Below are 26,343 nucleotides of genomic sequence, written 5' to 3'. Positions count from 1 at the left end.
CGGGAGCAGGGGGTCGAGTGTTCGAATCACTCTACTCCGACCAATCAACCCCGGCGTCTTCGGACGTCGGGGTTTTTCGTGGCAGAAGCATTGCCCGGCGGGTTCGATGATCGGGCAGTCAGGCTGTCCACGACGCTGGCCAATATCAGGCCATGATCCGCGCCTTTGCCCGCACCCTGCTTGTCTGGCGCCGCACAAAACCCAGGGCGCTCATCGCCTCGCGGCGTCGCTGGCCGCGAACGCGGCCCCTGTCGCGCGCCCTATAAACGTCCACGGCGCAAGTTAATCAGTCCTTCAAGCCTCCACCGATAGGATCGGGCTCGTCCCGGGAGGATGCAAATGCCAAAGTTTGTTTCCCTGCTCATCGATCGCGCTCACGAACGCTATCTTGGCTTTGCCTTGTGGTCGGCAACGCTGATCCTCGTTCTCCTCGCCGGCGGCGCCCTGTGTACCGAATTTGTCGCCCACACCATGCGCGCCGAGGCAGAGCGCCTGCTCGAGCCACGGGCCCGCCTGCAGCACAATATTGTCACCACGCAGGCCGCAATGGCGGCGCAGCTGGTGGACGAGCCCTGCTCACCGGAATTTCACACGGCCCTGCGGGACATTGCCTTCCTGCCTGATGGTCTGAACGAATTTCTCTATGTTCCGAACGGCGTGGTCAAATGCTCCGTTTCGAGCAACCTGCGGCCCTTTGATCTGGGCGTGCCTGATGCGCGTGACGACCGGACCGGCGCCGCGATCTGGTATGATCGCCCCCTGGGGTTTCTGGGGCGGCATGCCGCCCAGGGCACGATCATTGCCATTGACGATTTCGGCCTGGTGGTCCCGGCACAACCGGCAGAGACCCCGATGCGGGATTGGGTGCAGTTTGAAGCGGTGGATCGGGCTGGCGCGTCGGCGTTCCATCATCGCGATGGCCAGGCGGGGCTCTATGCCGCTGGCGGCACTCTGGGGATCCTGGGCAGCTACCTGCCGCTGCACGACGGCGCATTTTTTGCGACAAGCTGCCTGCCCGACGGCGAGGCTTGCGTGACAACGCGCGTCGCCCTTGCCGATTTCGTCGCGGCACACCTCCAGGTGCTGCTGCTCGGCGTCCTGGTCTGCGGCATGCTGGCGCTGGGAATCAGCGGGCAATTGCACAATCTGTTGCGGCGGTTCTGGAGCTTTGAGGCGCGCTTCCTGCGCAATTTCAACGCGCGGAACATCATCTGCACCTATCAGCCGGTGCTGTCGCTGGTGACAGGCAGCATTCACGGCTGCGAGGTGCTGGTGCGCTGGCGCGATGTCGATGGCTCGATCGTCTATCCCGACCAGTTCCTGCCCATTGTCGAAGCCCGCGGACTGGGCCGCCAGTTGACGCGCTTTGTCGCGAGCCGCGCCTATGACGAGCTCTCCAGCAGCGTGCCGGTCCAAATCAGGCTGCAGGTCAACTTCAACATCTTTCCCAGCGATCTCGATGCCGCCTGGATCCGCGACACGTTCAAGATGTTCGAGGCCTCCGAGTGCCGCTTCGATGCCGTTGTCGAGATCGTCGAAACCGACCAGCTGGAAATCGAACACGCCCGCCGCGAAATCGAGGCCCTGCGCCGGCACGGCATCAAGACGCATCTGGACGATTTCGGGACCGGCTATTCCAACATCGAGAACCTGGCCCGACTGCCCGTCGATGGCGTCAAGCTGGACCGTTCCTTTGCCATGGCTGCTGACGGCAGCCTCATGTTCCGGATGCTGGGCAATGCCATCGAGATGATCCACGCCGCCGGGCACAAGGTGACCGTGGAAGGGGTGGAAACCGAAGCGCGGCTGGCCATGATCAAGGCGACCGGACAGGTCGAGCTCGTGCAGGGCTATCTGATTTCGCGGCCAGTCGAGATTGCCCGCTTTGTGCAACTGCTGGTGACCCCCGCCAGAGCGGAGCAGAGACGGCCCTATCTGGTCGCCTAGGGGTCGGCGTCGGGCATTGCCCGGCTGAGCGACCGGGGATTATCCTGCAGTGCCAGCCGACCGGGGCTTGCTGGCCAGCCAGATGTGGTGGCGTTCGCCGCCCTTGCTGCCGCGAGAGCGCACGCGTTCTTCTTCCACCTTGAAGCCGGCGGCAACCAGCCGCTTGGTGAAGGGGGCGCTCGTGTGGGAGGACCAGACGGCGAGCACGCCCCCGGCGCGCAGTGCCCGCAGGGCGCGGCGCAGGCCGCGGGCGGTGTAGAGCCCGTCGTTGGAATCGCGCGTCAGCCCCTCGGGACCGTTGTCGACATCGAGAAGGATCGCGTCATAGCGATTCTCGTCATCGAGCAGACGTCCGACATCGGCTTCGCGGATAGTCAGGCGCGGGTCGCTGAGGCTCTCGCCGTGCACTTCGGCCATGGGACCACGCGCCCAGGCGACCACGGCCGGCACCAGTTCGGCCACGGTGATGCGGGCGTCAGGCGGCAGGATGGCCTGGGCGGCGCGGAGGGTAAAACCCATGCCCAGGCCGCCAATCAGCATATGCGGGCGCGGCTGGCTGGCGATGCGCGCCCAGCTCAGCGTGGCCAGGGCCTCTTCCGAGCCGCTCATGCGGGAGTTCATCAGCGAGGTGCTGCCCGCCATAATGGAATATTCGCTGCCGCGGCGCAGCAGGCGCAGATCGCCCTCGCCGCCGGGGACCTTGGCCGTATCGAGCAGGATCCAGGGATTGACCGCCATGATGCCTCGCAAAAAAGAAAGCCGGCCAGATGGCCGGCTTTCGCAATCGGATGAAAGCGCCGATCAGCGCTTGGAGATCAGCTTCCAGGCGCCGGTGACGGTCACGGCGGCCAGGGCCATCTTGAGAATGTCCCAGACGATGAAGGGCTGCACGGCCTTGGCGAAAGCGGAGCCCAGTACATTGGTCTGGTCGATCCAGCCGGCCTGGCCAGCCATCAGCGCGAGCCAGGCAAAGCCGAGCACGAACATCAGCGCATCGCCCACCAGCATGGCGGCGAACAGGGCCAGAGGCTTGCCCGAGGCGCCGCGGTCAGCGGCAAAGCCGGTGACGGCCGCCAGGACCAGGAAGCCGAGGAGGAAGCCGCCGGTCGGGCCGACGAGATAGGCAAGGCCGCCACCGGTGGCGAACACGGGCAGGCCCAGCGCGCCTTCAACCAGGTAGAGCGCGACAGTGGCAACGCCGATGCGCATGCCGAAGGCTGCGGCCAGGGCGGCAATGGCAAAGCCCTGCATGGTCACCGGAACGGGCCAGACGGGGACGTTGATCTTGGCGCACAGGGTAATCAGCAGCGTGCCGAGCACGACCGTTGCGATGTTGGACGCCAACTTGGCAACCGTGCCCTTGGGCTGGTAGAGGCCAAGAAGCGTGTTCGGCGTGGTCAAAGTCACAGCCATTTCATACCTTCCATGCTTAGGGGCGAACCGGTATCCCCGAGCGGAACACGGCGCAGTTCGCGTCTCAGCCTTCTTAATCCGCCGCCCAAGTGAGTGCAATGGCCGCAAGCCTCGCCTTCGACAGCCAATTTGATCCTCAGACCGGCCAGGCCGTCGCGGTGGCCGACGGCCTGGTGCGCATTACGGCGCCCAATGCCAGCGCCTATACCTTTACCGGAACGAACAGCTTTCTGATCGGACACGAGCGTCTGGCGCTGGTCGATCCAGGGCCGGTATCGGCCAGCCATATGGCCGCGCTGAGCCAGGCCATTGCCGGGCGTCCGGTCACGGCGATTCTGCTCACCCACACCCATCGCGACCATAGCGCTTCGGCGCGCCAGACCGCCGCGCTGTTCAATGCGCCAGTGTGGTTCGGCGGGCCGCACCGATTGTCACGTCCCCTGCGGCGCTTCGAGCGCAACCCGCTGGTGCGCTCCTGCGACTGGGATCTGGTGCCCGACCGGACGTTGGTCGATGGTGAAACCATCATGGCGGGCGATCTCGCCGTCACCGTTCATGCCACGCCGGGTCACTGCGCCAATCACCTGGCCTTTGCGCTGGGTGATGACCTGTTGAGCGGGGACCACGTCATGGGCTGGAACTCAACGCTGGTGGCGCCACCGGACGGCAGCATGGCCGATTATTTCGCCTCGCTCGACAAGGTCATCGCCCTGCCCCAGACCCGCTATGTGCCGGCCCATGGCGGGCCCATAGCCGATGGCCCGGCCTATGCCCGCGCCCTGCGCAAACACCGCCAGCTGCGCAATGAACAGGTGCTCGCCGCGGTACGGGGCGGCGCACGCACCCTTTCGGCCATCTTGGCGCAGATCTACCCGCCACAGAACCTGCTGGTGCGACGGGCCGCGATGATGACGATCTCGGCGCATGTGGAATATCTGGCCGCGCTTGGCCAGCTGTCCGTACAGCGGCGACTCTGGGGCACGCGCATCAGCCTTTAGGTCGCAGCAGGTTCGCTCGAATCGGTTGAGACCGGTGGCGCCTCATCGTCGCCCTCGTCGTCTTCGGCGGCGGGCGGGGCGATGCCGGCCGCATCGCGCAGTGCATTGGTCACCGCTTCGTCCAGCCCACGCAGGAAGCTTTCGATGCGCAGGCCATTGCTGCCAAAATCATGGGGCGCATTGAGCGATACCGAGCGCATGTCCACCGTGGCGCTGTCGTCATTGCCGCTTATGGCCAGCACGATCTCCTCGCGCCAGCCGGGCCAGGTCATGGTCTGGGCATTGATGCGGCCGGGCTGGCCGCTGCCACCCGGTGGCGTCATGCGCCGAATGGTCCAGCCATTGTCCTCGACCAGCTTCTGGGCGATCTCGAAAATCTGGGTCTGGCTCAGCCGATAGGTGCGGCTGACGACATTGGGGAAAATCACCTCGATCTGCCCGGCGGTCAGCAGGCGCGGCGGCGGCATGTCGGCCGTGCCGGCCTCAAAGATCAGCGGCAGGGCGTCGCGTCCTGTCGTGGCGATGTCGGTGGCCGGCGGATAATGCAGCGCCAGTTGCGCATACCAGAGATAGGGCGCCAGGCAGATCAGGCCCAGCACCAGCCCGATCAGGGCGCGGCTCCAGCCCTGGTCGCCGGTCTGCCACAGCCGGGCCAGCGCCATGATGGCCACGATGACGGCCAGCAGGGCCACGGCGCCGCCCAGGCCGATAATCACCAGGAAACGTTCGCCGCCGACCAGGCCAAAGCGATGCAGCAGGACCGAGATGACGACCAGAGGCACGGCGATGCCGCCAAGGCGGCGCGCCCAGATAGCCCATCGCGATGTCCGGATCAGTATGCGCACTCTGCCGCCGCCGCTGCCTTGGCCCCATATGATAGTGGCAAGGTATTGATTGAATTTGAAGATCGGAGACGTCCGATCACCCTGCCCATCACACTCCGGAACTGCCGCACATGGTGCGGATGGCCATCCATTCCTCCGGACTGAATGGCGGCGGCAGGTCCCGCGGCCGGTCGGCAGCCAGGGCGTCCAGGGCCGCCTTGCGTTCTTCGGTCAGCGGATGGGTGCTGAACAGGGCGAGCGCGCGGCTCAACGCATCGTCACCGCCGACGCGATCGAGCAGATTGGCTAGGCCGACCGGGTCAAAGCCCTGATGATAGGAGGCCTGGGCCGCAAACGCATCCGCCTGGCGTTCTGCCTCGCGGGAGAAGCGCGAATCGATCACCGTCGAGCCCAGGCCTGCGGCCACGGACACGCCGGTCATGTCGCCCAGGATGAAGCCGATCAGGGCGCCGGTGCCGGCCGAGGCCAGCAGCTGCTCCATGCCGTGGCGATAGGCGATATGGCCCACCTCATGGGCCAGCACGCCGGCAAACTCGTCCTGGCTCTCGGCCTGTTCGAGCAGGGCGGAAAAGACATAGATGCGCCCCCCGGGCATGGCGAAGGCATTGGCCACCGGGGCGTGGATAACGCGGATGTCGAGCGTGAAGGGGCTGTTGCTGCCTTCGAGCACTTTGGCGCCAAACCGGGCGAGTGCCATATTGGCGGTGCTCTCGGGCGCCGGATCGCACAGCGTGATGGGCGCGCCAAGGCTGGCCTCCATCTGCGTGGCGACCGTGCCTCCCAGGCCGCGCTCCCAATCGGGCGGCACCAGGGTGACGATGCGGCCGGCGAGCAGCGGCACGCCGTAGAGATAGGCCAGGATCACCGCCGCCAGCGCAGCAGTGGCCAGGGCGGCCAGGCCAATCTGCTGGCGCGTTTCGCGGCGCTGCCGCCGCTCCAGCACCGGCAGCCCGGCCTTCATGCGGGCAATGGCCGCCGTACCGCGCACCACCAGGCGTGCGCCCTCGGGCAGGCCCCTGCCCCGCAGGCGCAATTCGTCCGGTCGGCTGGACACCATGGTCAGCGCCTTGACCGGCCAGCGCGTGACCGGCACGCGGGCTTCGCCCTCCACCACCAGCAAATAGGAGACATCGCCTTCGGTCTCGTAGAGCAGGCCGACCTGGCGGACGCGTGCGGTGACACCATCGTAGTAGCGGGCGGGAATGGGCATCAATAGGCCCCCACATTGAGCGCGTCGGCCAGGCCTTCGCCGCCGAGCGATTTGTCCTCGGCGCGCGCGCCCACGGTATCGAGGCTGTCGATGTCGGTGATGCGGGCGCCATTGGCCACCAGCTTCCAGAATGCCAGACCCAGGAACAGTTCGCGGGACAGGTTGAGCCCGCCCAGGATCAGCAAATAGCCCAGCACGATCGCGATCAGCGTTTCCACACTGCCCTGCATGTGCTGGAGGAACAGCTGCAGGTTGAAGTCGCCATTGGCGAAGGCTTCGGGCGCGATGAAGCTGAGGACTACAAAGCCACCGGTGGCGAGCACGGTGCCGGCCACGATCAGCGCCAGGCCATAGCGCAGATACTGGTGCAGCAGGGAGCGGGCGCGGATGGTCACCGTCAGCGCGGCACTGCCCAGGCGGACGCAGGAGAACATGCGGCTCAGCTCCCGCGCCTGATAGCGCAATATCACAATGCCGATGAGCAGTAGCGCGATGCCGATGGGCAGATAGGCCCAAGGATTGGCGACGCCCGAAGGTGGAAAGGCCCCCATGGCGGCCCCGATGCCGGCGCCGATACCCGCGATCACCACGCCCAGCACATAGCTGATGTAGTATTGTCCGGCCAGCAGGCGCCAGGAGCCGGTGAAGCCGAATCGGCGGGTGCCGAACCAGCTGTGCACATAGCGGTAGCGCCACAGGCTCACCGCCATGAAGGGATAGGCCAGCCCGGCCGTTGCCAGCATCAGCAGCGACCAGCCGAAACGGCGCAACGCATAGGCCCAGGGATTGCCGGTCTGGTCACAGCGGATGCCGCGCCAGAGGGTCCGCGACAGGCGGAAATCGCGGGCGCGATAGATGGCGTAGCCGATCAGGAACCAGATGCCGACGGCCACCAGGCTATAGCCGACGATGGCCGCGTCGCTGGACTGGGTGGAGAGGTAGAAAAACAGACCATAGAGCGGGATGAACACCGCCAGCGCCATGAGGAAGCCGACCAGCAGCTGACTGGCCTGACCGGTATATTCCAGCGTATCGCCATCGATGACGGTGTTGGACCAGTAGAAGCGGCGCGTCCAGGTGGTCAGCCAGAAGCGGTAGAGCCCGATGGTGGGCAGCAGCAGCAGATAGCCGCGCAGCAGCAAGCCCACCAGTTCGCGCCGCGAACCGGTAAACACAACCGGTACCGGCCGCTCCGGCCCCCGCTGCATCACCATGCTGATATTCTCCCAAGCCTCAGTCGTTTTAGGCGAGGCAGGCAGGCTTGGGAAGCTGGGGGCCGATCAAACCTTTGGTCGGGCCTCAGGGATAAAGGCGCGCGCTGGTCCAGGGCTGGCCGGGTGTGGCGCGGGTGAAGCGCACGCGGTCATGCAGGCGGAACTCGCCATCCTTCCAGAACTCGATGCTGGCCGGCACGATGCGGAAGCCGGACCAATGCGCCGGCCGCGTCATCTCGCCATCACCCACCTTGGCGGTGAGCTCGGCCACTTCATCGATCAGCGTCTGGCGGCTGGCCAGCGGGCTCGACTGCTGGCTGGCGGCCGAGGCGATCTGGCTGCCCTTGGGGCGGCTGCCGAAGTATTTGTCGGCTTCGGCCGCGGTCAGCACCTCGACATCGCCGCGCATGCGCACCTGGCGGCGGAGCGACTTCCAGTGCATCACCATGGCAGCCTTGGGGTGGGCCAGAAGCTGGGCGCCCTTGTCACTGTTGAAATTGGTGAAGAAGCAGAAGCCCCTGGCATCGCGGGCATTGAGCAGCACCATGCGCACATCGGGCATGCCGTCGGCATCCACGCTGGCCAGCGCCATGGCGTGCGGATCATTCGATTCGGCTTCCTTGGCGAGCGCGAACCATTCCTCGAAGACGGCGAAGGGATCGAGTTCGGTCCTGTCGCTGTCGTCAAACAGGCGTTCTGTCAGGGTCTGCAGCATAGTGGTGACATCCCAATCGTCGCGAAAACTGGACAAGCCGGGGGGGCGTGGCCATATAGGACGGGAAACCGGGGCGAAGCAACGCCCGCATCAATGAATGGACCAAATGCGCGATCCCTATACCGTGCTTGGGGTGCCACGATCAGCCAGCGAGAAGGACATCAAGTCCGCCTATCGCAAACTGGCCAAGAAGTATCACCCTGACCAGAACCCAGAAGACCCGGCGGCGCACAGCAAGTTTGCTGAGGCGACGAACGCCTATGATCTGCTCAATGACGGGGCCAAGCGGGCCCAGTTCGACCGCGGCGAAATCGACGCCGACGGCAATCCCAAGTTTGCCGGCTTCCATCCGGGTGCCGGCGGACAGCGTGGCGGGCGCAGTACGCAGGGCGGCTTCACGGCCGAGGATATCCTGAAAGAATTCATGAGCGGCTTTGGCGGCCAACCGCGTGGCGGCGCCGGTCGCGCTGGTGCAGGCGGCCCGCAATGGGACCCCTTCACCGGCTCGGCCAGTGCGGGCGGTGGCGCGCGTGCGATGAAGGGCGAGGACGTGGTGGTCAATGCCACGGTGTCGCTCGAGGATGCGCACAAGGCCGCGTCCGTTCCCGTGCGCATGCCCAATGGCAAGGTGCTCTCGGTCAAGCTGCCCGAAAAGGTCGAGGAGGGTCAGCAGATCCGCCTCAAGGGCCAGGGATCGCCCGGCATGGGCGAGCCCGGCGACGCCCTGGTGACCGTGCGCTTCGAAAAGTCCAAGCAGTTCCGCCGCGACGGCGCCGATCTGCGCACCGATGTGCCGATCACGCTCTATGAGGCGGTGCTGGGCGCCAAGGTGCGCGTCCCGACGCTGGATGGTTCGGTCGAGCTCAACCTGCCGCCGGGGATCGACACCGGCAAGGCGCTGCGCCTCAAGGGCAAGGGTCTTTATGGCGATGGCGATCTCTACGCCAATCTCAAGGTCATCCTCCCGCCCGGCGGCGACGCCGACCTCGAGGCCCTGGCCCGCTTCATGCGCGACCAGAAGCCCTACAAGGTGCGCGACTAGCTAGCCGCGCGGCGCGGCGGCGCGCTCAAGGCGATCGTTGATGGCTTCGCCCAGCCCGTGTTCGGGCACGGGCGCCACGGCGATGGTCTTGCAGCCCGCCGCGTCGAGCTGGTGCAGCATGGCAAACAGGTTCCGCGCCGCCTCGCGCAGATCCCCGCTCGGCGACAGATTGGCCATGGGCCCGTCGAAGGCTTTGGCTTGGCCAAAGGCCAGATAGGCCTCGCCGGGGTGGGGCGTCGTGTTGAGGCGGATCTGCGCATCGGGCGCATAATGGCTCAGCAGCATGCCCGGCGCGGCAATGGCGGCGCCCTCTTCCACCACATCAATCGGCAGGCCGAGGCGTGCGGAAATCTCTTCCCGCGCCATGGCGCCGGCACGCAATTGCACGAGGCCATTGTCGGTCACGCGCAGGATGGTGGATTCCACGCCCGAATTGCAGGGCCCGCCATCGAGCACCGGCACGCGCCCGCCAAAGCCGGCAATCACCTGCTGGGCGGTGGTGGGCGAGAGCTTGCCCGAGGGATTAGCCGACGGGGCCGCCAGCGGGCGGCCGGCGGCACGGATCAGCGCCAGGGCCAGCGGATGATCGGGAATGCGGATGGCGACGCTGTCGAGCCCGGCCGTCGCCACATCGGCCAGCCCATTGCCGGGTCGGGCCGGCAGCACCAGGGTCAGCGGCGCCGGCCACAGCGCGGCGACGCGGCGCGCCAGCGGCGAAAACAGCGCCAGCGTCTCGGCCATGGCGAGATCGGCGCAATGGATGATCAGCGGATTGAAGCGCGGCCGGCCCTTGGTTTCATAGATCGAGAGCACGGCATCGGCATTGGTGGCGTCGGCCCCCAGGCCATAGACTGTCTCGGTGGCAAAGGCGCACAGATGGCCGGCGCGCAGCAGGGCGGCGGCGGCTTCCACCGAAATCGGTTCAGAACGGGTCTCGGAACTGGCCATGGGGTCCTTCTTGCGCATGGCGTTGTTTGACAACCTCCCCCCGGCGCGTCAAGACGAAGGGGCCGAGCCAATGGAGATCATGCCCGCGTGACCACACTGCTCATCAGCCAGCAGAACTATGCCGACCATGCCACGCCGCACGGGCATCCCGAGCGCGCCGACCGCATTGCGGCCGTGCTCGAGGCGCTGAGCCGGCCACGCTTTGATCGCCTGCTGCGCCGCGACGCCATCTCGGGCGATCTGACGCTGGCCGAGCTGGTGCATGGCCCCGGCTATCTCGGCCAGTTGCGCGATGCCCGACCGGCCGAGGGCATCGGCCAGCTCGACGCCGACACCTTCGTCTCGGCCAATTCCATGGCTGCGGCCGCCACCGGGCTGGGCGGCGCGCTCGACGCGCTCGATGCCGTGCTGCTGGGCGCGGCCGACAATGCCTTCTGCGCCATCCGTCCGCCGGGCCATCATGCCGAAGCCGCCACGCCCATGGGCTTTTGCCTGATCAACACCGTGGCCATCGTGGCGCGCGAAGCGCAGCGCAAATATGGCGCCGAGCGCGTCGCCATCATCGATTTCGACGTCCATCACGGCAATGGCACGCAGGATATATTCCAGGCCGACCCGAGCGTGTTCTATGCCTCGACCCACCAGATGCCGCTCTATCCCGGCACAGGCAAGGCCAGCGAAACCGGCGTGGGCAATATCAACAATACTCCGCTCGACCCCAATAGCGATGGCCAGTCCATGCGCGAGGCCTATCTGACGCGGGTGCTGCCGGCGCTGGTGGATTTCTCGCCCGACCTGATCCTGATCTCGGCCGGCTTTGACGCGCATGAGCGCGATCCCCTGGCGCAATTGCGCTGGCAATCATCGGACTATGGCTGGCTCACGGGGAAGTTGATGGATGTTGCGGACCGTTGCTGCGGCAACCGCATTGTCTCGCTGCTCGAAGGTGGCTATGACCTCAAGGGCCTGGCCGGGGGTGTTTCGCACCATGTGGCCATGCTGATGGACGGCGCCATCGGGCGCCTCGACGAATAGGAAATCTGCCATGGCCGAGATGGATGACGTCAAGACACTGAGCTTTGAGGCCGCGCTGCAGCAGCTCGAAGAAATCGTCGGCAAGCTGGAATCGGGCCGCGCCCCGCTGGCGGAATCGATCGCCATCTATGAGCGCGGCGAGGCCCTGAAGGCCCATTGCGAGTCCCTGCTCAAGGCCGCCGAAGCCCGCATCGAAAAGATCACCCTGTCGCGCGATGGCAAGGCCACCGGCACCGAGCCGCTGGACGCCTAGACCAGGTCATGGCTACGCCCAAATCGCTGCGCACCTTCCGCATTGTGCTCTGGACGCTGGTCGCCATCGTGGCCCTCGGCGCCACCGCGCTCTACCTGTTCCGCCCGCCGGCCCGGCCCCTGGGCATCACGGGCCAGGAATTCGCGCTCAACTCCACCAAGGGTGGCGCCTTCACGCAGGATGATCTGCGCGGCGTGCCGAGCCTGATCTTCTTCGGCTTCACCTATTGCCCCGATGTCTGCCCGACGACGCTGGCCGAGACCACGGCCATTCGCTCCGAACTGGGCCTGACGCCGGACCAGCTGCGCATCATCTTCGTCTCGGTCGACCCCGAGCGGGATACGCTCGACATGGTCAGGAGCTATGTCGAGGGCTTTGACCCCAGCATCATTGGCCTGGTCGGCAGCAGCCTTGAACAGACCGAAAATGCCAAGGCGGCCTTTGGTGTATTCTCCGAAAAGGTCGGCGACCCCGGCGATCCCTATTACACGGTCAACCACACGGCCCTGACGTTCCTGGTCAAGGCCGACGGCACCTTCCAGGGCACCATTTCCTATGAAGAGCCGATGGAGACCGCCCTCGCCAAGGTCAAGCGCCTGGTGCAGGGGTGAGCGAACGCATCAGGCTCGATCTGGCGCTGGAACAGCGCGGCCTCGCGCCCAGCCGTGCCCGGGCGCGCGACGCCATCCTGCGCGGCACAGTGACCGTCAATGGCACCGTCGCGCACAAGCAGAACCAGATGGTGGGCAAGGATGACGTGCTGGCGCTGAGCGATCCGGCCGCCAACTATGTCTCGCGTGCCGCGCTCAAGCTCGTCGCCGGGCTCGACGCCGCCGGCATCGACCCAGTGGGGCTGACCTGCATCGACGTCGGCGCCTCCACCGGGGGCTTTACCCAGGTGCTGATGGAGCGCGGCGCCCGCCGCATCTATGCCGTCGATGTGGGCCACGACCAGTTGCACCAGCGCCTCAAGGGCAGCGACCGCGTGGTCAGCATGGAAGGGGTCAATGCCCGCGACCTCACGCCTGAGATGATCCCCGAGCCGATTGACCTGCTCGTCTCCGACGTCAGCTTTGTCTCGGTCACCAAGGTGCTTGCGGCGCCGCTGGCGCTCTGCACCCCCTCCGCCCGGGCGGTGGTCTTGTTCAAGCCGCAGTTCGAGGTTGGCCGCAGCAATGTCGGCAAGGGCGGCATCGTCAGCAGCCCGGAGGCCATTGCCGTGGCGCTGGACGAGGTCATCGCCTTCATGGCCGCGCAGGGCTTTGCCCATCGGCTCTCGGTGACCTCGCCGATCGCCGGTGGCGACGGCAATGTGGAAACTGTTCTGGTGTTTGCCCGCGCCGCCTGAGCGCCAAGGCATTTGTGTTCTGCGTCCCAAAGGGCTAGCACGAGCACAGCGCGCCCGATATCCCGGCGCGACCAACCCCGGATTGATGATGACTGACGGCAATGACGACTATGTTTATGACGAAGCCACTGGCGAATGGCGTCCGGCTTCCGAGGTCACTGCCGCTGCCGAACCCTCTGTCGTCGTAGTCGATTCCGCCGGCACACCGCTCGCCGACGGCGACCAGGTGGTGCTGATCAAGGATCTCAAGGTCAAGGGCGCCGGCCAGACCATCAAGCAGGGCACGGTGATCAAGTCGATCCGCCTGACCGACAATCCCGAAGAAATCGACTGCCGCCACGACGCCATCAAGGGCCTGGTGCTGCGCACCGAATTCGTCCGCAAGCGCTAGCGCCTTCACCTCTCCCCCCGGGGGAGAGGTCGACCGTCCCCGGTCGGGCGAGGGGGCCCTACGCCTATCGGCGAGGCTACCCCCCAGATCGCTTCAAGTTCAGATCGACGCAGTTCTATCGCCCCCTCCCCCTTGAGGGGAGGGTTGGGGTGGGGGTGGTTCTGAGGGCCACCGACAGCCCCCCTCCCTCGGTCCCTCCCCTCAAACGGGAGGGAAGCAAAGGAACCGCAAATCCGCTGAACAGTGAAACGATCTAGTTCCGCTCAAAACCCACAGCGCCGTCGCGTCCGGTCTGGCCGCGATGGCGCAGGAAGTGATCGGCCAGCACCAGCGCCATCATGGCCTCGCCCACCGGCACGGCGCGAATGCCGACGCAGGGGTCGTGCCGGCCCTTGGTGATGATGTCGGCATCCTCGTTCGCCGTGGTCACCGTCTGGCGCGGCGTCAGGATCGACGAGGTCGGCTTGACCGCGAAGCGGCAGACAATGGGGTCGCCATTGGAAATGCCGCCCAGAATGCCGCCGGCATGGTTGGAGAGGAAATAGGGCTTGTCCGCCCCTGCCCGCATCTGGTCGGCATTCTCGACGCCGGTGAGGCTCGCCGATTCAAAGCCGGCGCCGATCTCCACCGCCTTGACGGCATTGATGCTCATCATCGCCGAGGCCAGGTCAGCGCTGAGCTTGCCATAGATCGGCGCGCCCCAGCCGGCGGGCACGCCTTCGGCCACCACCTCGATCACCGCACCCACCGAATTGCCATCCTTGCGGATGCCGTCCAGATAATCGGCCCAGAGCGCAGCCGCCGTGGCGTCGGCGCAGAAGAACGGGTTCTCACCCACCTGGTCCCAATCAAAATTGGCGTAGTCGATCTTGTGCGGACCGACCTGCACGAGGCTCGCCCGAATGGTGATGCCGGCCAGCACCTGGCGGGCCACGGCGCCGGCGGCGACGCGGGCAGCGGTTTCGCGCGCCGAGGTGCGCCCGCCGCCGCGATAGTCGCGGATGCCGTATTTCTGGTCATAGGTATAGTCGGCGTGGCCCGGACGGTACTTGTCGCGGATCTCCGAATAGTCCTTGGAGCGCTGGTCGGTGTTCTCGATCAACAGCGAAATGGGCGTGCCCGTGGTGCGCGGCCCATCGGTGCGCTCGTCCTCGAAGACGCCGGAGAGGATCTTGACCTCATCGGCTTCGCGGCGCTGCGTGGTATATTTGGACTGGCCCGGCTTGCGGCGATCGAGATCGCGCTGGATCATTTCAGGGATCAGCGTCAGTCCGGGCGGGCAGCCATCCACCACCACGCCCAGCGCCGGCCCATGGCTTTCGCCCCAGGTGGTGAAGCGAAACAGATGTCCAAATGTGTTGAATGACATGGCAGACCCCGGATGTTGCCGCCGTTCTAGGGGGCCATGCCGATGGGGTCAATCAATGTCGGCACACTCAATCATTGTCCCAGGTGCGGGTGGCTGAATACAGGCTCATGCGGTTGCCAACGAAATGGGCGATCGCGCCTTGCGGCGGCGGCCAGTTGAGCACTTCGGCGCGCCCCGTGCCCTCCACCAGATGCCGCAACACGCGCAGCACGCCGCCATGGGCCACCACCACCGTGTGCTGGGTCAGTTCCTGGGCGAAGTCGAGCAGGCGCTGGGCCACGTCCTCATAATTCTCGCCGCCTTCGGGGCGGAAATGCCAATAGCTGGCGTCGCGCTCGCCGGGGGCCAGCGCCATTTCGCGGTTGATCTCGGCATGCAGCCGGCCTTCGAGCTTGCCGAAGGAAATCTCGATCAGGCGCTTGTCATGGATTACCGGGGGCAGCGCCACATCGAATGCTGCGCGCATGCGGTCCATGGTCTCGGCCGCGCGACTGAGCGGGGAAGCAAACCAGCGCAGGCTGGTGGGGTCGACACCGTCGCGCTCGAGCAGTTCGCGCAGCAGCACGCCATTGGCATCGGCCTGGAGCTGGCCCGTGCGGTTGAGCGGAATATCCTTGCTGCCCTGGTAGCGCTGTTCGCGATTCCAGTCCGTTTCGCCATGTCGGGCGAAGTAGAAGTCCGGCCATTGCACGCTGGTCATAGTCTGTCCCGCTCTCCTGCGGCGCCCCTTATCCGTGCTCCGGTTGAAGGACCGCCGCGAAATAATCCCTGTCCGCCAGTCCTTTGGCTTTCACCCTGGCTGACGACACCGCCCGACCTGCAGCCTAGCGAATCCCTGCGGCTATAGTATCGGCGTGTGCGGCTGGCTGCTATGTAGCGCACGCAGGAAAGCGGTCAATGTCGCGCCTTGTCGCTGCTGGCCGGGGCCTGGCCCGCCCTTGCCTGTCGTCCGCCAACTGGCCATTGTCGCGTGCCGGAGTCGCCGGCCCCATTTTGACGTCCGGAACCGGTTCTGCCATGTCGCTGCCCGCCGCCACAATTGTTGCCCAGCTCTCCAGCCTGATTGGCGAGACCGCCGTGATCGGCGCGCCCGAGCAGATGGGCAATTACCTCAAGGAGCCGCGCAAGCGCTTCCACACGGGCGCCGCCGCCGTGGCCCTCCCCAACTCGGTGGCGCAGGTGCAGGCCATTCTCGCCTGGGCGCACGAGCATCGCGTCGGCATTATTCCCCAGGGCGGCAATACGGGTCTCGTCGGTGCGCAGGTGCCGCTGCGCGGGGACGAAGTGATCGTCAGCCTGGCGCGACTTGACCGCATCCGCGCCATCGACACCGCCGCCGGCACCATGACCGCCGAGGCGGGCGTGATCCTCGAAAACGCCCACAAGGCCGCCGAGGCCGAGAACACCATCTTCCCGCTCTGGCTGGCCTCGCAGGGCTCGGCCCGCATCGGCGGCCTGCTCTCGTCCAATGCCGGCGGCGTCAATGTGCTGGCCTATGGCAATGCGCGCGAGTTGACCATGGGCGTTGAGGCCGTGCTGGCCGATGGGCGGCTTTACCAGGGGCTCAATTCCCTGAAGAAAGACAATACCGGCTATGACCTCCGCGACCTGTTGGTCGGCGCCGAGGGGACGCTGGGCATCATCACGGCGGCGACGCTGAAACTCTTCCCGAAGCCGGAAGACTATGAGACCTGCCTGGTCAATATCAGCGGGCCGGATGCGGCCCTGCCGCTGTTCGAGCTGCTGCGCGCCCGCATCGGCGCGCGCCTCAATGCCTTCGAGATCGTGCCGCACATCGGGCTCGACATGCAGTTGCGCCATGGCATGCTGGATCGCGACCCCACCGCTGGCCCCTACCCCTGGTATGGATTGATCGAAGTCTCGCGCATGGCCGGCGGCGCGCCGGGCGTGCTGCAGGCGGCCATCGAGGCAGCCTTTGCCCAGGGCCTGCTCGACAATGCCGTCTTTGCCGAGTCGCTGGCCGACCGCACGCGCATGTGGGCCTTCCGCGAGCAGATGAGCGAGGTGCAATCGAAAGAAGGCGCCTCGGTCAAGCATGACGTCTCGGTGCCAATCGCGGCGGTCCCGGCGCTGATCGCGCGCGGCACGGCGGCGGCCGAACGGCTGGTGCCCGGCATTCGCGCGGTGCCCTTCGGCCATATGGGCGATGGCAATATTCACTTCAATTTCAGCCAGCCCATCGGCGCCGAGCCCAAGGCCTTCATGGCCGAGAACGACGAAAAGCTGCATGAGGCCATCTACGAGATCGTGCTCGATCTCGGCGGCTCCGTCTCGGCCGAGCATGGCATCGGCCAGCTCAAGCGCGAGCTGCTGGTGCAGGTCAAGGATCCGGTGGCCATCGACATGATGCGGGCCATCAAGACCGCGCTCGATCCGCGCGGCATTCTCAACCCGGGCAAGATGCTGGCCTGAACCGACCCGTAGGGTCAATCCGCTCCGGTGGAGCGGATTGAGGAGAGAAGGCCATGAGCGCTACGCTCGAATGGCGACCAGCCAGTTACATTTTGGTGCCGTCTTGTCGGGGACGGCATGGCGCGCCATGTGTGGGCCATGTTGCTCAATATTGCTTTTCTCGACGACGCCACCCGCCCCAAGCCGCCGCGCCTGGAGGGCCTGACCCCGGCCCAGAAGGCGCCCGGCCAGCATCTGCGCATGATCCATGATCACCTGCGCCACAATATGCAGACCCTGGCCACGCTGATCCAGCGCGCCGCCGATGGCGAGGCGAGCCCCGCCGATGTCGCTGCCGAAACCGGCGACCTGGCCATGGTCGCCAACTATCGCCGCTTCGGCAATCTGTGCGGTCGCTATTGCCAGGTGGTCCATACCCACCACTCGATTGAAGACCAGGCGATCTTTCCGGCGCTGGCCGCGCAGAGCCCGGCCTATAGAGCCATCGCCGAGCGCCTGGTGGCCGAGCATGAGGTGGTGCACGAACTCCTGGTGCGGCTGATCGATGCGCTCAATGACCTCGCCGCCGAGCCGACCCAATCGCGCTTTGAGGACACCAAAACCGTCTATCACGCGCTCGAACGCGTGCTGCTGTCGCACCTGGGCTATGAGGAAGAGGCCATCGGCGACGCGCTGGGCTATTTCGAGATCGGCGTCTAGAACAGATCCAGCTGCCCGCCGCCGCCGGCCACCTTCCTGGGCTTGGGCGGCGCGGGCTTGTCCAGCGTCACCGGCTCGATCAGCCCGGGATCGTCGTCGCGGGCGGAATTGACCCGGGTCGAGACCGGATGGAACTTCAGTGCGCCATCGGCCAGTGGCAGCGCCAGTTGCGCCGCGTCGGCGGCCCGCACATCGCGCACATTGAGCCAATCGTCGATCGCCTGACCATCCAGAATCGCCGGCATGCGGTCGTGAATGGGCGAGAGCTGGCCATTGGCCGGCACGGTGATGGTGGCGACGCTGTCGACCAGCTCGCCCTCCGGCCCCTCCCAGGTGGCATAGAGCCCGGCCAGCGCCATGGGCCGGTCATCGGCCAGGGTGATGTAATAGGGCTGCTTAGTCTTGTCCGGATTGGTGTGCCACTCGTAGTAGCCGCTGGCCGGAATGATGCAGCGGCCATGCTTGAGCGCATCGCGGAAGGTCGGCTTCTCCGCCATGGTCTCGACGCGGGCATTGATCACCAGCGGAAATTCGCGCGGATCCTTGACCCAGCGCGGCACCAGGCCCCAGCGGGCAAAATGGCCCTCGCGGCGGCCGCCCTCTTCCCAGATGGCTGCCACCGGCTGGGTCGGCGCGATATTGTAGCGCGGCACCAGCTCGATATGGTTGAGCAGGTGGTACAGCGCTTCCATCATCTCGGGCGGCAGCGTCGACGCGTAGCGTCCGCACATGTTCGGTGTCTCCCAATTGGCCAACTACAGGTAGTGTGTAGGTCTCCGAATCGCAATTGGACTGCCCGTCGTGACCGATGCCCCGCCCAATGCCGCCAGCGTCGCCCTTGTGCGTGGCGGCAAGGTGCTGCTGATCAAGCGCGCCTATGCCCCCTATCAGCATCTGTGGACCTTGCCCGGCGGCCGCATCGAGCCGGGGGAGAGCATCGAGCAATGCGCCGCGCGCGAGGTGTTCGAGGAGCTCGCCATCACCATCCGCAATCCGCGCCCGGTGATGGTGCAGGCGCTGGGGCGCGACCTCGAGTTCCGCCTGGCGGTGTTTGTCACGACCGACTTCTCCGGTGTGCTGCGCGCCTCCGACGAGGTGGCCGATCACAAATGGGTCGATCCCACCGCGCTCATCGCCTTCCGCACCACCAGCCGGCTCGATGACGTGCTTGCGAGGGCCTTCGCAGTGCTGGCGCAAAGCTGATAGAGGTGCACATCACCATGTGGACCCGCGCCGTGACATCGCTTCGCATCCTGATTACCGCCCTTGCGCTGACGCTTGGCGCCGGGCCGGCGCTGGCCATTGATCCGCTCTATCAGCAGCAGATGGAGCGCCTTTCCCAGATCATGGGCAGCCTCTATTTCCTGCAGCCGCTGTGCAAGGCCGGCGCCACCGACTGGCGCGCCGAGGCCGCCGAGCTGATCGCGCTCGACCAGCCCGACGAGGATCGCCGCCAGCGACTGAGCGGTGCCTTCAACGATGGCTACACCGCCTATGCCCGCTTCCACCGCAGTTGCACGCCCACGGCCCAGGCCGCCCTGCAGCGCCTCCTGGCCGAAGCCGAGCGCACCGCGCGCGATATTCACACCCGCTTTGCCGAGTAGGCCGCCCGCCACCTCGATACAAACGCCCACGTCTTGTTAACCTTCGGGTTACTTCTGGCGCGCACCGCTCGAAGCAGCATGCTAGTCGAGGGGCATGTCGATCAATAAGTCCATATTTGCGCCCGCGTCGGGGCTTGGTGTGTTCGATCGGGACCAGGGCGAGCGCCAGATTGCGCTCGAATATCTGGCCGATGCCTGGAATGACGCCGAGGAAGATGGGGTGCAGAGCGCCTCGCTGGCCCATGCGTCCCTGTTCGCGGCCCTGGCCACCTTCTGCAAGATGCACGGCGACGAAGCCGCGGCTGACCTCATCGCCATGCTCCCCGACCGCATTCGCTCGGGCGAATACAACCTCGACAAAATCCTGCAGTAGGCGCCCTGCAGGCCGGGTCTTGGGCGCGGCCATTTGGTGGGCACTGAGCCCATCAAAGTTGGTCCCCGTCCGCTACCTACTACTCAGAGCCTCCCAAAAACTGCCCTTTCCGGCGTAGACCTGACCGCGCCTCCTGCCCCTATGCCACACTGGCAAGGATCGGCTAGACATAAGGTCAGAGGGCGCGACTTTGGAAATTCATGCACTTTTCGACGGCTTGGCGTGGCTCACCAGCGCATACCTTGTCGTTCTGCTGCGAAAATACTTTGCCGACGCGTTTCCGTCCTCCGCCGGGGCACGGACTAAGGGTTACCTAATCGCCCTGATAGTTGGCGCGGGTGTGGGCGCCTATGGGCTCGGCACGGCCAACCTTTGGCTCGCAGGCGTCGCCGGCATTGCCAGATCAATCGAGGGCGCGCTGGCGGGCGCAATTTTGGGGGTCGAGCTCTACAAATGGCGAACCGGCATGGCGGGCCGCACTGCTGCCTTGTTTGTGCTCCCGATTGCAATGGGGATCGCTGTTGGCCGCATTGGTTGCTATCTCGCGGGCCTCGAAGACTTCACCTATGGCGTGCCCACGACACTGCCTTGGGGGCACGATTTCGGCGATGGCATCAGCCGGCATCCTGTGCAGCTTTACGAAGCAGCGGCACTGACCCTTTTTGCGGCTGCCTATAGCATTGCCCTGTTCCGCCGCGATCAATGGCCACTCGGCAATGGCTTTGCACTATTTGTGCTGTTCTATGCAGCACAGCGGTTCGGGCTGGAGTACCTCAAACCCTATCCGGACCTGCTTTGGGGCATGACCATATTCCAGGTTGTCTGTGTCGGAATGGTGCTCTACGCCTTGGTACTATTGCGCCCAGAGAGATTTTTTCATGCTCAACGCACCTGAAGATTCTGCGTCGCCTCGCAAGATTAAGCCCTACATTTTCTACGGCGAAACCACCTCGCTCTGCGACGAGTGCCTGGCACTGATCCCTGCAAAGATTGAGTTCTCGGACGGCAAGGTCTGGTACGAGAAACGCTGCTACGCCCACGGCGTCCAGAAGGTCCTGATTTCGACCGACATTGAGTTCTTCAAATGGCAGAAGGACTTTCTGAAGCCGGGTGACCGGCCGCTGGAGCTGCAAACCACCACTGAGTACGGCTGCCCCTATGACTGCGGTCTCTGCCCGGACCATGAGCAGCATTCGTGCCTCGCGGTGATCGAAATCAACCAGCACTGCAATCTGACCTGCCCAGTCTGCTTTGCCGGCTCGTCGCCCCAGCATACCGAACACCGGCCGCTGGCCACTATCGAGCGCATGATGGATGCGCTGGTGCGCAGCGAAGGTGAGCCCGATCTTCTGCAGATTTCGGGCGGTGAGCCCACGCTCCATCCCGATATCCTGGCTGTCATCGATGCGGCCAAGGCCCGCCCCATTCGCCATTTGATGATCAACACCAATGGCCTGCGTATCGCGCAGGATGCCAGTTTCGTCCAGGCGCTGGCGGATCGGAAGACGGGCCTTGAGATCTACCTGCAGTTTGACAGTCTTGAGCGGGACGCGCTGCTTGACTTGCGAGGTGCCGATCTCCGGCGCATTCGCCAGGAAGCGCTCGAAGCGCTGGAGAAACACAACATCTCGACGACGCTGGTGTGCACCTTGAAGAAGGGTGTCAACGATCACGAGGTGGCGGCGATCATCGACCATGCGCTTGGCTTTGCCTGCGTAAGGGGTGTGACGTTCCAGCCTGTGCAGGATGTCGGGCGGAACCGGGCATTTGACGCCCGCACCAATCGGCTGACACTGTCAGAAGTCCGCCGCCGCATTATCGACGACCACGGACTGTTCGGCGAAGCCGACATGATACCGCTCCCCTGCAATCCCGATGCGATCACCATCGGCTATGGCCTGCGCAATGGCCGCACGGTGGCACCAGTGACGTCGATGATCCCCCGCCAGATGCTGCTCGACAGCGTGCCAAACTCGGTGGCCTTCGAGCGATATCCTGAATTGAAGCGACGCATCTTCGAGCTGTTTTCGCTGTCGGTGGGCGAATCCACCATTAGCGACAAGATGACGGCGCTCTTGTGCTGCCTGCCTGAAGTGCCTGTACCCGAAGGGCTCGATTACAGTTCGATCTTCCGTGTCGCGGTGATCAACTTCATGGATCGTCACAATTTCTCCGTGCCGGCGGCCAAACGAAGCTGCATTCACTTCGTTACGCCCAATGGTCAGATCATCCCCTTCGAGACCTATAATCTGTTCTACCGCAACGGTGAAATAGGCCCAATCCGTGCCCGCCTCGAGCGCCAGCGGGGCATCGCCTGATGCGGGCCCTCGCAATTCTGTTTGGCGTCTTGTTGCTGCTTCCTGGCCTTTGCTGCCTGGGATTTGGGCTGATTTTTGCTTCTGGCGGACAAGGGGGGACGGCCTTCGGATTGATAGAAATGGTCGTGGGCGGACTGATCACCTGGGGGGCCGTCGCGCTCATCAAGGGACCACGCTAATCTGCGTCCGCCTCGCCTGTGGGCCGGTTGGCCCGATAGACGCGGCGACTGCGTGGCCCGCCCCTGCGGGCCGCCGTCCCTCACACCACCCGCAGCACCTGCCCGCGGTCGCTCAGCGCCACCGCCCCGACCAGCACGGCCCAGAGCATCACGCAGATCGTCGCCGTCGCGGCGGCGCTGGCCGACAGGCCGCCGCCCGAGGCCAGGTTGAACAGCGTGTGCCAGAGAGCCACGGCGATCACGCTGCCGCCGGCGAGATGGGCCACATGGGCCAGCACCAGCGTGCCGGCGAGCAGGCCCAGGCTCCAGCCAAAGGCGGCGGTGGCAAAATCCATCGCCTGGAAATCGGCGACACAGGCAAACAGCGGAAGATGCCAGCCCAGCCAGATCGGCCAGACCAGCAACGTGCCGATGGTGGGGCCAAAGCGCAATTGCAGCTGCGGCAGCAGGAAGCCGCGCCAGCCGATCTCCTCGCCCAGGCCATTGACCAGCAGCGCGATCAGCAAGACCGGCACCACGCCCAGTTGCGGCAGGCCCGAATAGAGCCCTAGCGCCGACAGCGGCGGCAGGTGGCCGGTGATGGCGAATTCGGCAATCAACGCCGCCGCGATGATCAGTAGTGGCGAGAGCGTCGCCAGCCAGGCTATTTGCCCGCGCGGCAGCCGCGTCACCCGCCGCCGAAGATCAGCCCAGCTGGCGCCGCCCGTGCGCCAGGCCATCCAGATTGCGGCAATGGCCGGGCCCAGCAGGCCGGGGAGATGGGTGGGCCAGCCGACACCGGTCATCACAGACCCACCCGTGAGCAGGATCGGCAACCAGGCCAGCCACGACAGGGCATAGGCAAGCGCAACAAAAACCAGAACCGACGGCATCGACAGATCCTGCGCACCGGGGACCGCTCCCCTCACGCGCGCGATGCTGCCGGACAAATCCCGCCGCCACCTTGACGCCTATCAAGCCGCCGTGGCGCCTTTGCCTTGGTTCAGGCAGGCGGGAGGGTTTCCAGAAAGCGCATGGGCTGGCCGGTGCAGGACCGATAAAAGGCGGTAACTTTACTGGCGACATTGGTATTATGGAGGCAGCAGCTGACATCACTTCTCGAGTTCCTCAGAAAGGACCCCGCTGCGCATCCCTCGATAAATGACCTGAGACCTAACTACGGCTTGTTCCGCATTCTCCCATTGACATCTGGAACGGGCATTTTTCCAGGTTTAATAGCGACCATACGTCCGTCCGACCCTTGTACCCCTCTGTGGCCGGCCTGAACCTCAACTATTCGACCGTCGCTTCCCTCCACGCCACGAGCGCCCGGTCTTATCGCCACCATGTGGCCATCGCTACCCTGCACACCTCGCCACCCATCAGGAATGGTGACTGCTCAGCCATCTCTACTTGAACATTTCCTCGGCAAAATCGTCTCCAAGAGAAGAGAGCGGCCATCGGCCGCTCTCTTCTGCCCTATTGGTCAGCTTGCCTTTTTCTTCGGCGGCAAGAGCTTCTGCAGATAGGTCAGTGCCTTGGGATCGCGTGTTTTGATATAGTCCTCAAAGCACTCTGGCCACCAAACTGTCTCGACATACTCGCGAAAAAGACCCAGCATGGAGTTGGGGTACTGGCGGGCTTCACCTTCCCACTCGTCGGTCTTGTGTTGGTACATCTTGTAGTTGCCGCACAGCTTCGGGTGGTAAGCATCCAACCACTTCGCGAAGCGGATCCCCACGCTCACGTCAGGACGGTTCTGCCTTCCGTCCGGCGCCTTGTCGGCCATAATGTGGCCCTCGCGCTCCATGCGTCCCCAAACGATCACCGCCAGCTCGTTTATTACCGAGAAATAGCCCTGATCCACGCGGCTCCAATTCTCGTTGGCCCGCTTGATGAAAGCCGGGACGCCGCCTCGGTAACCACCAGTCTTCCGAATGGCGGGTAGCACCTCAGACGTGACCCACTTCCTAAAGGTCTTTGCTTCGGGTTTGTTGGAGCGGAGGATGGCGTTGTAGAGGCCGGACTCATTGATGATCGTCATCTTTTGGGTGCGACCGATGGCATCGGAAACTCCGATGGCATCTTTTTCATCGTCATCCAAACGGCTGGCAACATCACCAGGGTTGGCAAGCCCCAGCTTCTTGCACACCTCGTTCAGGACGAACCATGGGTCGCCATCCTTGTCGATCACACGAAACTGGTCGTGATCGTTGTCTTCAAACAGTTGCAGTACATACTGTGCCATAGGGCATTCGTTCCTTCAGGTTCACATTGTAGGTAGTTCGCATCACGATCTCCTATTTGAGTGCCGAAGGGCCTTGACCGACCTGTCATCGTGTGATGAAACAAGCCAAGAACTGATCCGCCCCTTCGGCGGTTATGACCTGCAGCTTCGGGCAAAGAAGCGCGCAGGTCTTTCTATGTGCGCAGAAATCCCGACTTTAGCCAGCGCTAATTAACTCGTGCTTAACGAATTTTCGGGCTTGACTCTAGTTTAGTCGATTCCGCACACCTATATATATCGCAGTACGCCCAGTTTTGTGAGCGGGCGTGGCGAATTTACCTCTCTGCTGCATGACCACGTCGGTCCCGCCTTCGGCGACCGACCAATGCCTGCCTTATCCGGGAGACGCTGCTAAAGCGAGCAGACCGATTCCTACGCCGAAGCTGCCAAACTTCCCGCCCCTACCCCACCTGCGGCAGCGCCTCCAGAAACCGCATGGGCTGTCCCGTCGATGGCGTCACCAGTTCGCCCTGCCACATCACCGTCTTGCCGCGCACGATGGTGCCGACGGGCCAGCCGGTGACCGTCACGCCGTCATAGGGCGTCCAGCCGGCGCGGCTTTTCACGTCCTCATTGCGGATGGTTTCGCGGCGCTTGAGGTCGACGATGGTGAGGTCCGCGTCATAGCCCACGGCGATGCGGCCCTTGCCGGCGATGCCGAACAGGCGATTGGGGCCGTGGCTGGTCATGTCGACAAAGCGCTCAAGGCTCAGCCGCCCGGCGTTGACATGGTCGAGCATGGTGGGGACCAGGGTCTGCACGCCCGTCATGCCCGAGTGGCTGGCGGGATAGGCATGGTCCTTTTCCTCGCGCGTGTGCGGCGCATGGTCGGAGCCCAGGATATCGGCGACGCCATTGGCGACGCCCGCCCAGATGCCTTCGCGATGCGCCTTGTCGCGCACCGGCGGGTTCATCTGGGCGTAGGTGCCCAGGCGGGTGTAGGCGGTTTCGTCCAGCGTCAAATGGTGCGGCGTCACTTCGACCGAGGCCACGTCCTTGTGGTCGGCCAGATAGACCATTTCCTCGGCGGTCGAGATATGCAGCACATGAATGCGCTTGCCGGTCTTGCGGGCCAGGCCCACCAGGCGCTTGGTGGAATTGAGCGCCACCTCGGGCGAGCGCCACACCGGGTGGCTCGATGGGTCGCCCGCCACGCGCAGATGCTTGCGTTCCTCGAGCATATATTCGTCCTCGGAGTGGAAGGCGGCGCGGCGGGAAATGGCGCGCAGGATGGCTTCGACACCATCATCGTCGGGCACCAGCAGCGAGCCGGTGGACGAGCCCATGAACACCTTGACGCCGGCGCAGCCAGGGAGCTTTTCCAGCACCGGCAGCTCGCCGACGTTCTCATGCGTGCCGCCGATATAGAAGGCGAAGTCGCAATGCATGCGGTTGGTGCCAGCGGCGATCTTGGCCTCGAAGGTCTCGCGGCTAGTAGTCAGCGGATTGGTATTGGGCATTTCGAACACGCCCGTCACCCCGCCCATGACGGCCGAGAGCGAACCCGATTCGAGGTCTTCCTTGTGCGTCAGGCCCGGCTCGCGGAAATGCACCTGGGTGTCGATGACGCCTGGTAGGATATGGAGGCCCGCGCAGTCGACAATTTCGGTCGCCGCGGCATGGCCGAGGTTGCCGATGGCGGCAATACGGCCATTGCGCACCGCCACATCGGCGAGGCGCTGGCCATCATGGTTGACCAGCGTGGCGTTCTTGAAAATGGTGTCGTACTGCGCCATGTCTGTG

General features: G+C 64.8%; 28 protein-coding genes. 15 read left to right on the top strand and 13 right to left on the bottom strand.

Translation table 11 applies throughout. From position 1 onward, the window contains the following. Positions 1-339: 339 nt before the first annotated feature. Positions 340-1,947, top strand: a complete 1,608-nt coding sequence (locus K1177_RS01635; protein WP_224701580.1) for an EAL domain-containing protein — start codon at positions 340-342, stop codon at positions 1,945-1,947. Positions 1,948-1,986: 39 nt separating this feature from the next. Here the strand turns inward: K1177_RS01635 and K1177_RS01630 are convergent, their stop codons facing one another. Both K1177_RS01630 and K1177_RS01625 read right to left on the bottom strand, forming a co-directional pair. Beyond that, on the bottom strand, positions 1,987-2,685 hold the full coding sequence (locus K1177_RS01630) for a spermidine synthase family protein (protein WP_224701579.1): 699 nt from the start codon (positions 2,683-2,685) through the stop codon (positions 1,987-1,989). Positions 2,686-2,748: 63 nt separating this feature from the next. Further along, positions 2,749-3,360: a biotin transporter BioY gene (locus tag K1177_RS01625; RefSeq protein WP_224701578.1), complete on the bottom strand. Its 612-nt coding sequence runs from the start codon at positions 3,358-3,360 to the stop codon at positions 2,749-2,751. Positions 3,361-3,458: 98 nt separating this feature from the next. On the opposite strand from K1177_RS01625, the gene K1177_RS01620 reads away from it, so the two are divergent. Further along, a complete protein-coding gene (locus tag K1177_RS01620) occupies positions 3,459-4,358 on the top strand; it encodes an MBL fold metallo-hydrolase (RefSeq protein WP_224701577.1) in 900 nt (299 codons plus the stop codon). Here K1177_RS01620 and K1177_RS01615 read toward each other — a convergent pair. The 4 genes from K1177_RS01615 to pdxH all read right to left on the bottom strand — a co-directional run bounded on the left by K1177_RS01615 (position 4,355) and on the right by pdxH (position 8,342). After that, complete coding sequence (locus tag K1177_RS01615) at positions 4,355-5,203, bottom strand: DUF1499 domain-containing protein (protein ID WP_224701576.1); 849 nt, start codon at positions 5,201-5,203, stop codon at positions 4,355-4,357. The two genes, K1177_RS01620 and K1177_RS01615, sit on opposite strands and share 4 nt — an antisense overlap. Positions 5,204-5,291: 88 nt before the next feature. Then, positions 5,292-6,413 (bottom strand): M48 family metallopeptidase, encoded by a 1,122-nt coding sequence (locus tag K1177_RS01610; RefSeq protein WP_224701575.1) that lies wholly within the window; start codon positions 6,411-6,413, stop codon positions 5,292-5,294. Next, on the bottom strand, positions 6,413-7,627 hold the full coding sequence (locus K1177_RS01605; protein WP_224701574.1) for a DUF898 domain-containing protein: 1,215 nt from the start codon (positions 7,625-7,627) through the stop codon (positions 6,413-6,415). Before K1177_RS01605 ends, K1177_RS01610 begins: the two co-directional genes overlap by 1 nt. Before the next feature lie 85 nt (positions 7,628-7,712). Further along, on the bottom strand, positions 7,713-8,342 hold the full coding sequence (gene pdxH, locus K1177_RS01600; protein WP_224701573.1) for a pyridoxamine 5'-phosphate oxidase: 630 nt from the start codon (positions 8,340-8,342) through the stop codon (positions 7,713-7,715). Positions 8,343-8,448: 106 nt separating this feature from the next. On the opposite strand from pdxH, the gene K1177_RS01595 reads away from it, so the two are divergent. After that, a complete protein-coding gene (locus tag K1177_RS01595; RefSeq protein ID WP_224701572.1) occupies positions 8,449-9,384 on the top strand; it encodes a DnaJ C-terminal domain-containing protein in 936 nt (311 codons plus the stop codon). Here the strand turns inward: K1177_RS01595 and K1177_RS01590 are convergent, their stop codons facing one another. Then, positions 9,385-10,332: an L-threonylcarbamoyladenylate synthase gene (locus K1177_RS01590; RefSeq protein WP_224701571.1), complete on the bottom strand. Its 948-nt coding sequence runs from the start codon at positions 10,330-10,332 to the stop codon at positions 9,385-9,387. A gap of 87 nt (positions 10,333-10,419) precedes the next feature. Here K1177_RS01590 and K1177_RS01585 point away from each other — a divergent pair, with 87 nt between their 5' ends. The 5 genes from K1177_RS01585 to K1177_RS01565 all read left to right on the top strand — a co-directional run bounded on the left by K1177_RS01585 (position 10,420) and on the right by K1177_RS01565 (position 13,359). After that, a complete protein-coding gene (locus K1177_RS01585) occupies positions 10,420-11,367 on the top strand; it encodes a histone deacetylase family protein (protein WP_224701570.1) in 948 nt (315 codons plus the stop codon). 10 nt (positions 11,368-11,377) lie between these two features. Next, complete coding sequence (locus K1177_RS01580; RefSeq protein ID WP_224701569.1) at positions 11,378-11,620, top strand: exodeoxyribonuclease VII small subunit; 243 nt, start codon at positions 11,378-11,380, stop codon at positions 11,618-11,620. An 8-nt stretch (positions 11,621-11,628) separates the two neighbouring features. Beyond that, complete coding sequence (locus tag K1177_RS01575; protein WP_224701568.1) at positions 11,629-12,231, top strand: SCO family protein; 603 nt, start codon at positions 11,629-11,631, stop codon at positions 12,229-12,231. Further along, complete coding sequence (locus K1177_RS01570; RefSeq protein ID WP_224701567.1) at positions 12,228-12,968, top strand: TlyA family RNA methyltransferase; 741 nt, start codon at positions 12,228-12,230, stop codon at positions 12,966-12,968. The genes K1177_RS01575 and K1177_RS01570 overlap by 4 nt, the downstream gene beginning before the upstream one ends. Positions 12,969-13,056: 88 nt before the next feature. Further along, positions 13,057-13,359, top strand: coding sequence for an alkylphosphonate utilization protein (locus tag K1177_RS01565; RefSeq protein ID WP_224701566.1), 303 nt, complete (start codon positions 13,057-13,059; stop codon positions 13,357-13,359). Positions 13,360-13,612: 253 nt separating this feature from the next. Here the strand turns inward: K1177_RS01565 and aroC are convergent, their stop codons facing one another. Both aroC and K1177_RS01555 read right to left on the bottom strand, forming a co-directional pair. Next, complete coding sequence (gene aroC, locus K1177_RS01560; protein WP_224701565.1) at positions 13,613-14,728, bottom strand: chorismate synthase; 1,116 nt, start codon at positions 14,726-14,728, stop codon at positions 13,613-13,615. Positions 14,729-14,795: 67 nt separating this feature from the next. After that, the gene (locus K1177_RS01555) at positions 14,796-15,428 is read right to left on the bottom strand and encodes a histidine phosphatase family protein (protein WP_224701564.1); all 633 of its coding nucleotides are present in this window, start codon (positions 15,426-15,428) and stop codon (positions 14,796-14,798) included. A gap of 317 nt (positions 15,429-15,745) precedes the next feature. Between K1177_RS01555 and K1177_RS01550 the strand changes: the two genes are divergently transcribed. Together K1177_RS01550 and K1177_RS01545 are read left to right on the top strand one after the other, a co-directional pair. Further along, a complete protein-coding gene (locus K1177_RS01550) occupies positions 15,746-17,161 on the top strand; it encodes an FAD-binding oxidoreductase (RefSeq protein ID WP_224701563.1) in 1,416 nt (471 codons plus the stop codon). Between the two features lie 117 nt (positions 17,162-17,278). Beyond that, a complete protein-coding gene (locus K1177_RS01545; RefSeq protein ID WP_224701562.1) occupies positions 17,279-17,860 on the top strand; it encodes a hemerythrin domain-containing protein in 582 nt (193 codons plus the stop codon). Here K1177_RS01545 and K1177_RS01540 read toward each other — a convergent pair. Beyond that, the gene (locus K1177_RS01540) at positions 17,857-18,591 is read right to left on the bottom strand and encodes an SOS response-associated peptidase (protein WP_224701561.1); all 735 of its coding nucleotides are present in this window, start codon (positions 18,589-18,591) and stop codon (positions 17,857-17,859) included. The genes K1177_RS01545 and K1177_RS01540 overlap by 4 nt on opposite strands. Before the next feature lie 70 nt (positions 18,592-18,661). Here K1177_RS01540 and K1177_RS01535 point away from each other — a divergent pair, with 70 nt between their 5' ends. The 5 genes from K1177_RS01535 (at position 18,662) to K1177_RS01515 (ending at position 22,155) form a co-directional block, all read left to right on the top strand. Continuing rightward, positions 18,662-19,063 (top strand): NUDIX hydrolase, encoded by a 402-nt coding sequence (locus K1177_RS01535; RefSeq protein WP_224701560.1) that lies wholly within the window; start codon positions 18,662-18,664, stop codon positions 19,061-19,063. Positions 19,064-19,095: 32 nt separating this feature from the next. After that, on the top strand, positions 19,096-19,464 hold the full coding sequence (locus tag K1177_RS01530; RefSeq protein ID WP_224701559.1) for a TIGR02301 family protein: 369 nt from the start codon (positions 19,096-19,098) through the stop codon (positions 19,462-19,464). 94 nt (positions 19,465-19,558) lie between these two features. Beyond that, a complete protein-coding gene (locus K1177_RS01525; RefSeq protein ID WP_224701558.1) occupies positions 19,559-19,837 on the top strand; it encodes a hypothetical protein in 279 nt (92 codons plus the stop codon). A gap of 190 nt (positions 19,838-20,027) precedes the next feature. Further along, positions 20,028-20,732, top strand: a complete 705-nt coding sequence (locus K1177_RS01520; protein ID WP_224701557.1) for a prolipoprotein diacylglyceryl transferase — start codon at positions 20,028-20,030, stop codon at positions 20,730-20,732. Further along, entirely contained in the window at positions 20,716-22,155 is a 1,440-nt protein-coding gene (locus K1177_RS01515) for a radical SAM protein (RefSeq protein WP_224703670.1), read from the top strand. Before K1177_RS01520 ends, K1177_RS01515 begins: the two co-directional genes overlap by 17 nt. 259 nt (positions 22,156-22,414) lie before the next feature. Here the strand turns inward: K1177_RS01515 and K1177_RS01510 are convergent, their stop codons facing one another. From K1177_RS01510 to K1177_RS01500, 3 genes are all read right to left on the bottom strand, one after another. Next, positions 22,415-23,206 carry a CPBP family intramembrane glutamic endopeptidase gene (locus K1177_RS01510; protein ID WP_224701556.1) on the bottom strand — a complete coding sequence of 264 codons (792 nt, stop codon included), beginning with the start codon at positions 23,204-23,206 and terminating at the stop codon, positions 22,415-22,417. A gap of 593 nt (positions 23,207-23,799) precedes the next feature. After that, a complete protein-coding gene (locus K1177_RS01505) occupies positions 23,800-24,561 on the bottom strand; it encodes a BRO-N domain-containing protein (protein ID WP_224701555.1) in 762 nt (253 codons plus the stop codon). 440 nt (positions 24,562-25,001) lie between these two features. Continuing rightward, complete coding sequence (locus tag K1177_RS01500) at positions 25,002-26,336, bottom strand: dihydroorotase (RefSeq protein WP_224701554.1); 1,335 nt, start codon at positions 26,334-26,336, stop codon at positions 25,002-25,004. Between the last annotated feature and the right edge of the window lie 7 nt (positions 26,337-26,343).

Origin of the sequence: Devosia aquimaris (genome assembly GCF_020169335.1) — a bacterium.
Taxonomy (GTDB): Bacteria; Pseudomonadota; Alphaproteobacteria; order Rhizobiales; family Devosiaceae; genus Devosia; species Devosia aquimaris.
This window is presented reverse-complemented; position numbering and strand designations above follow the sequence as displayed.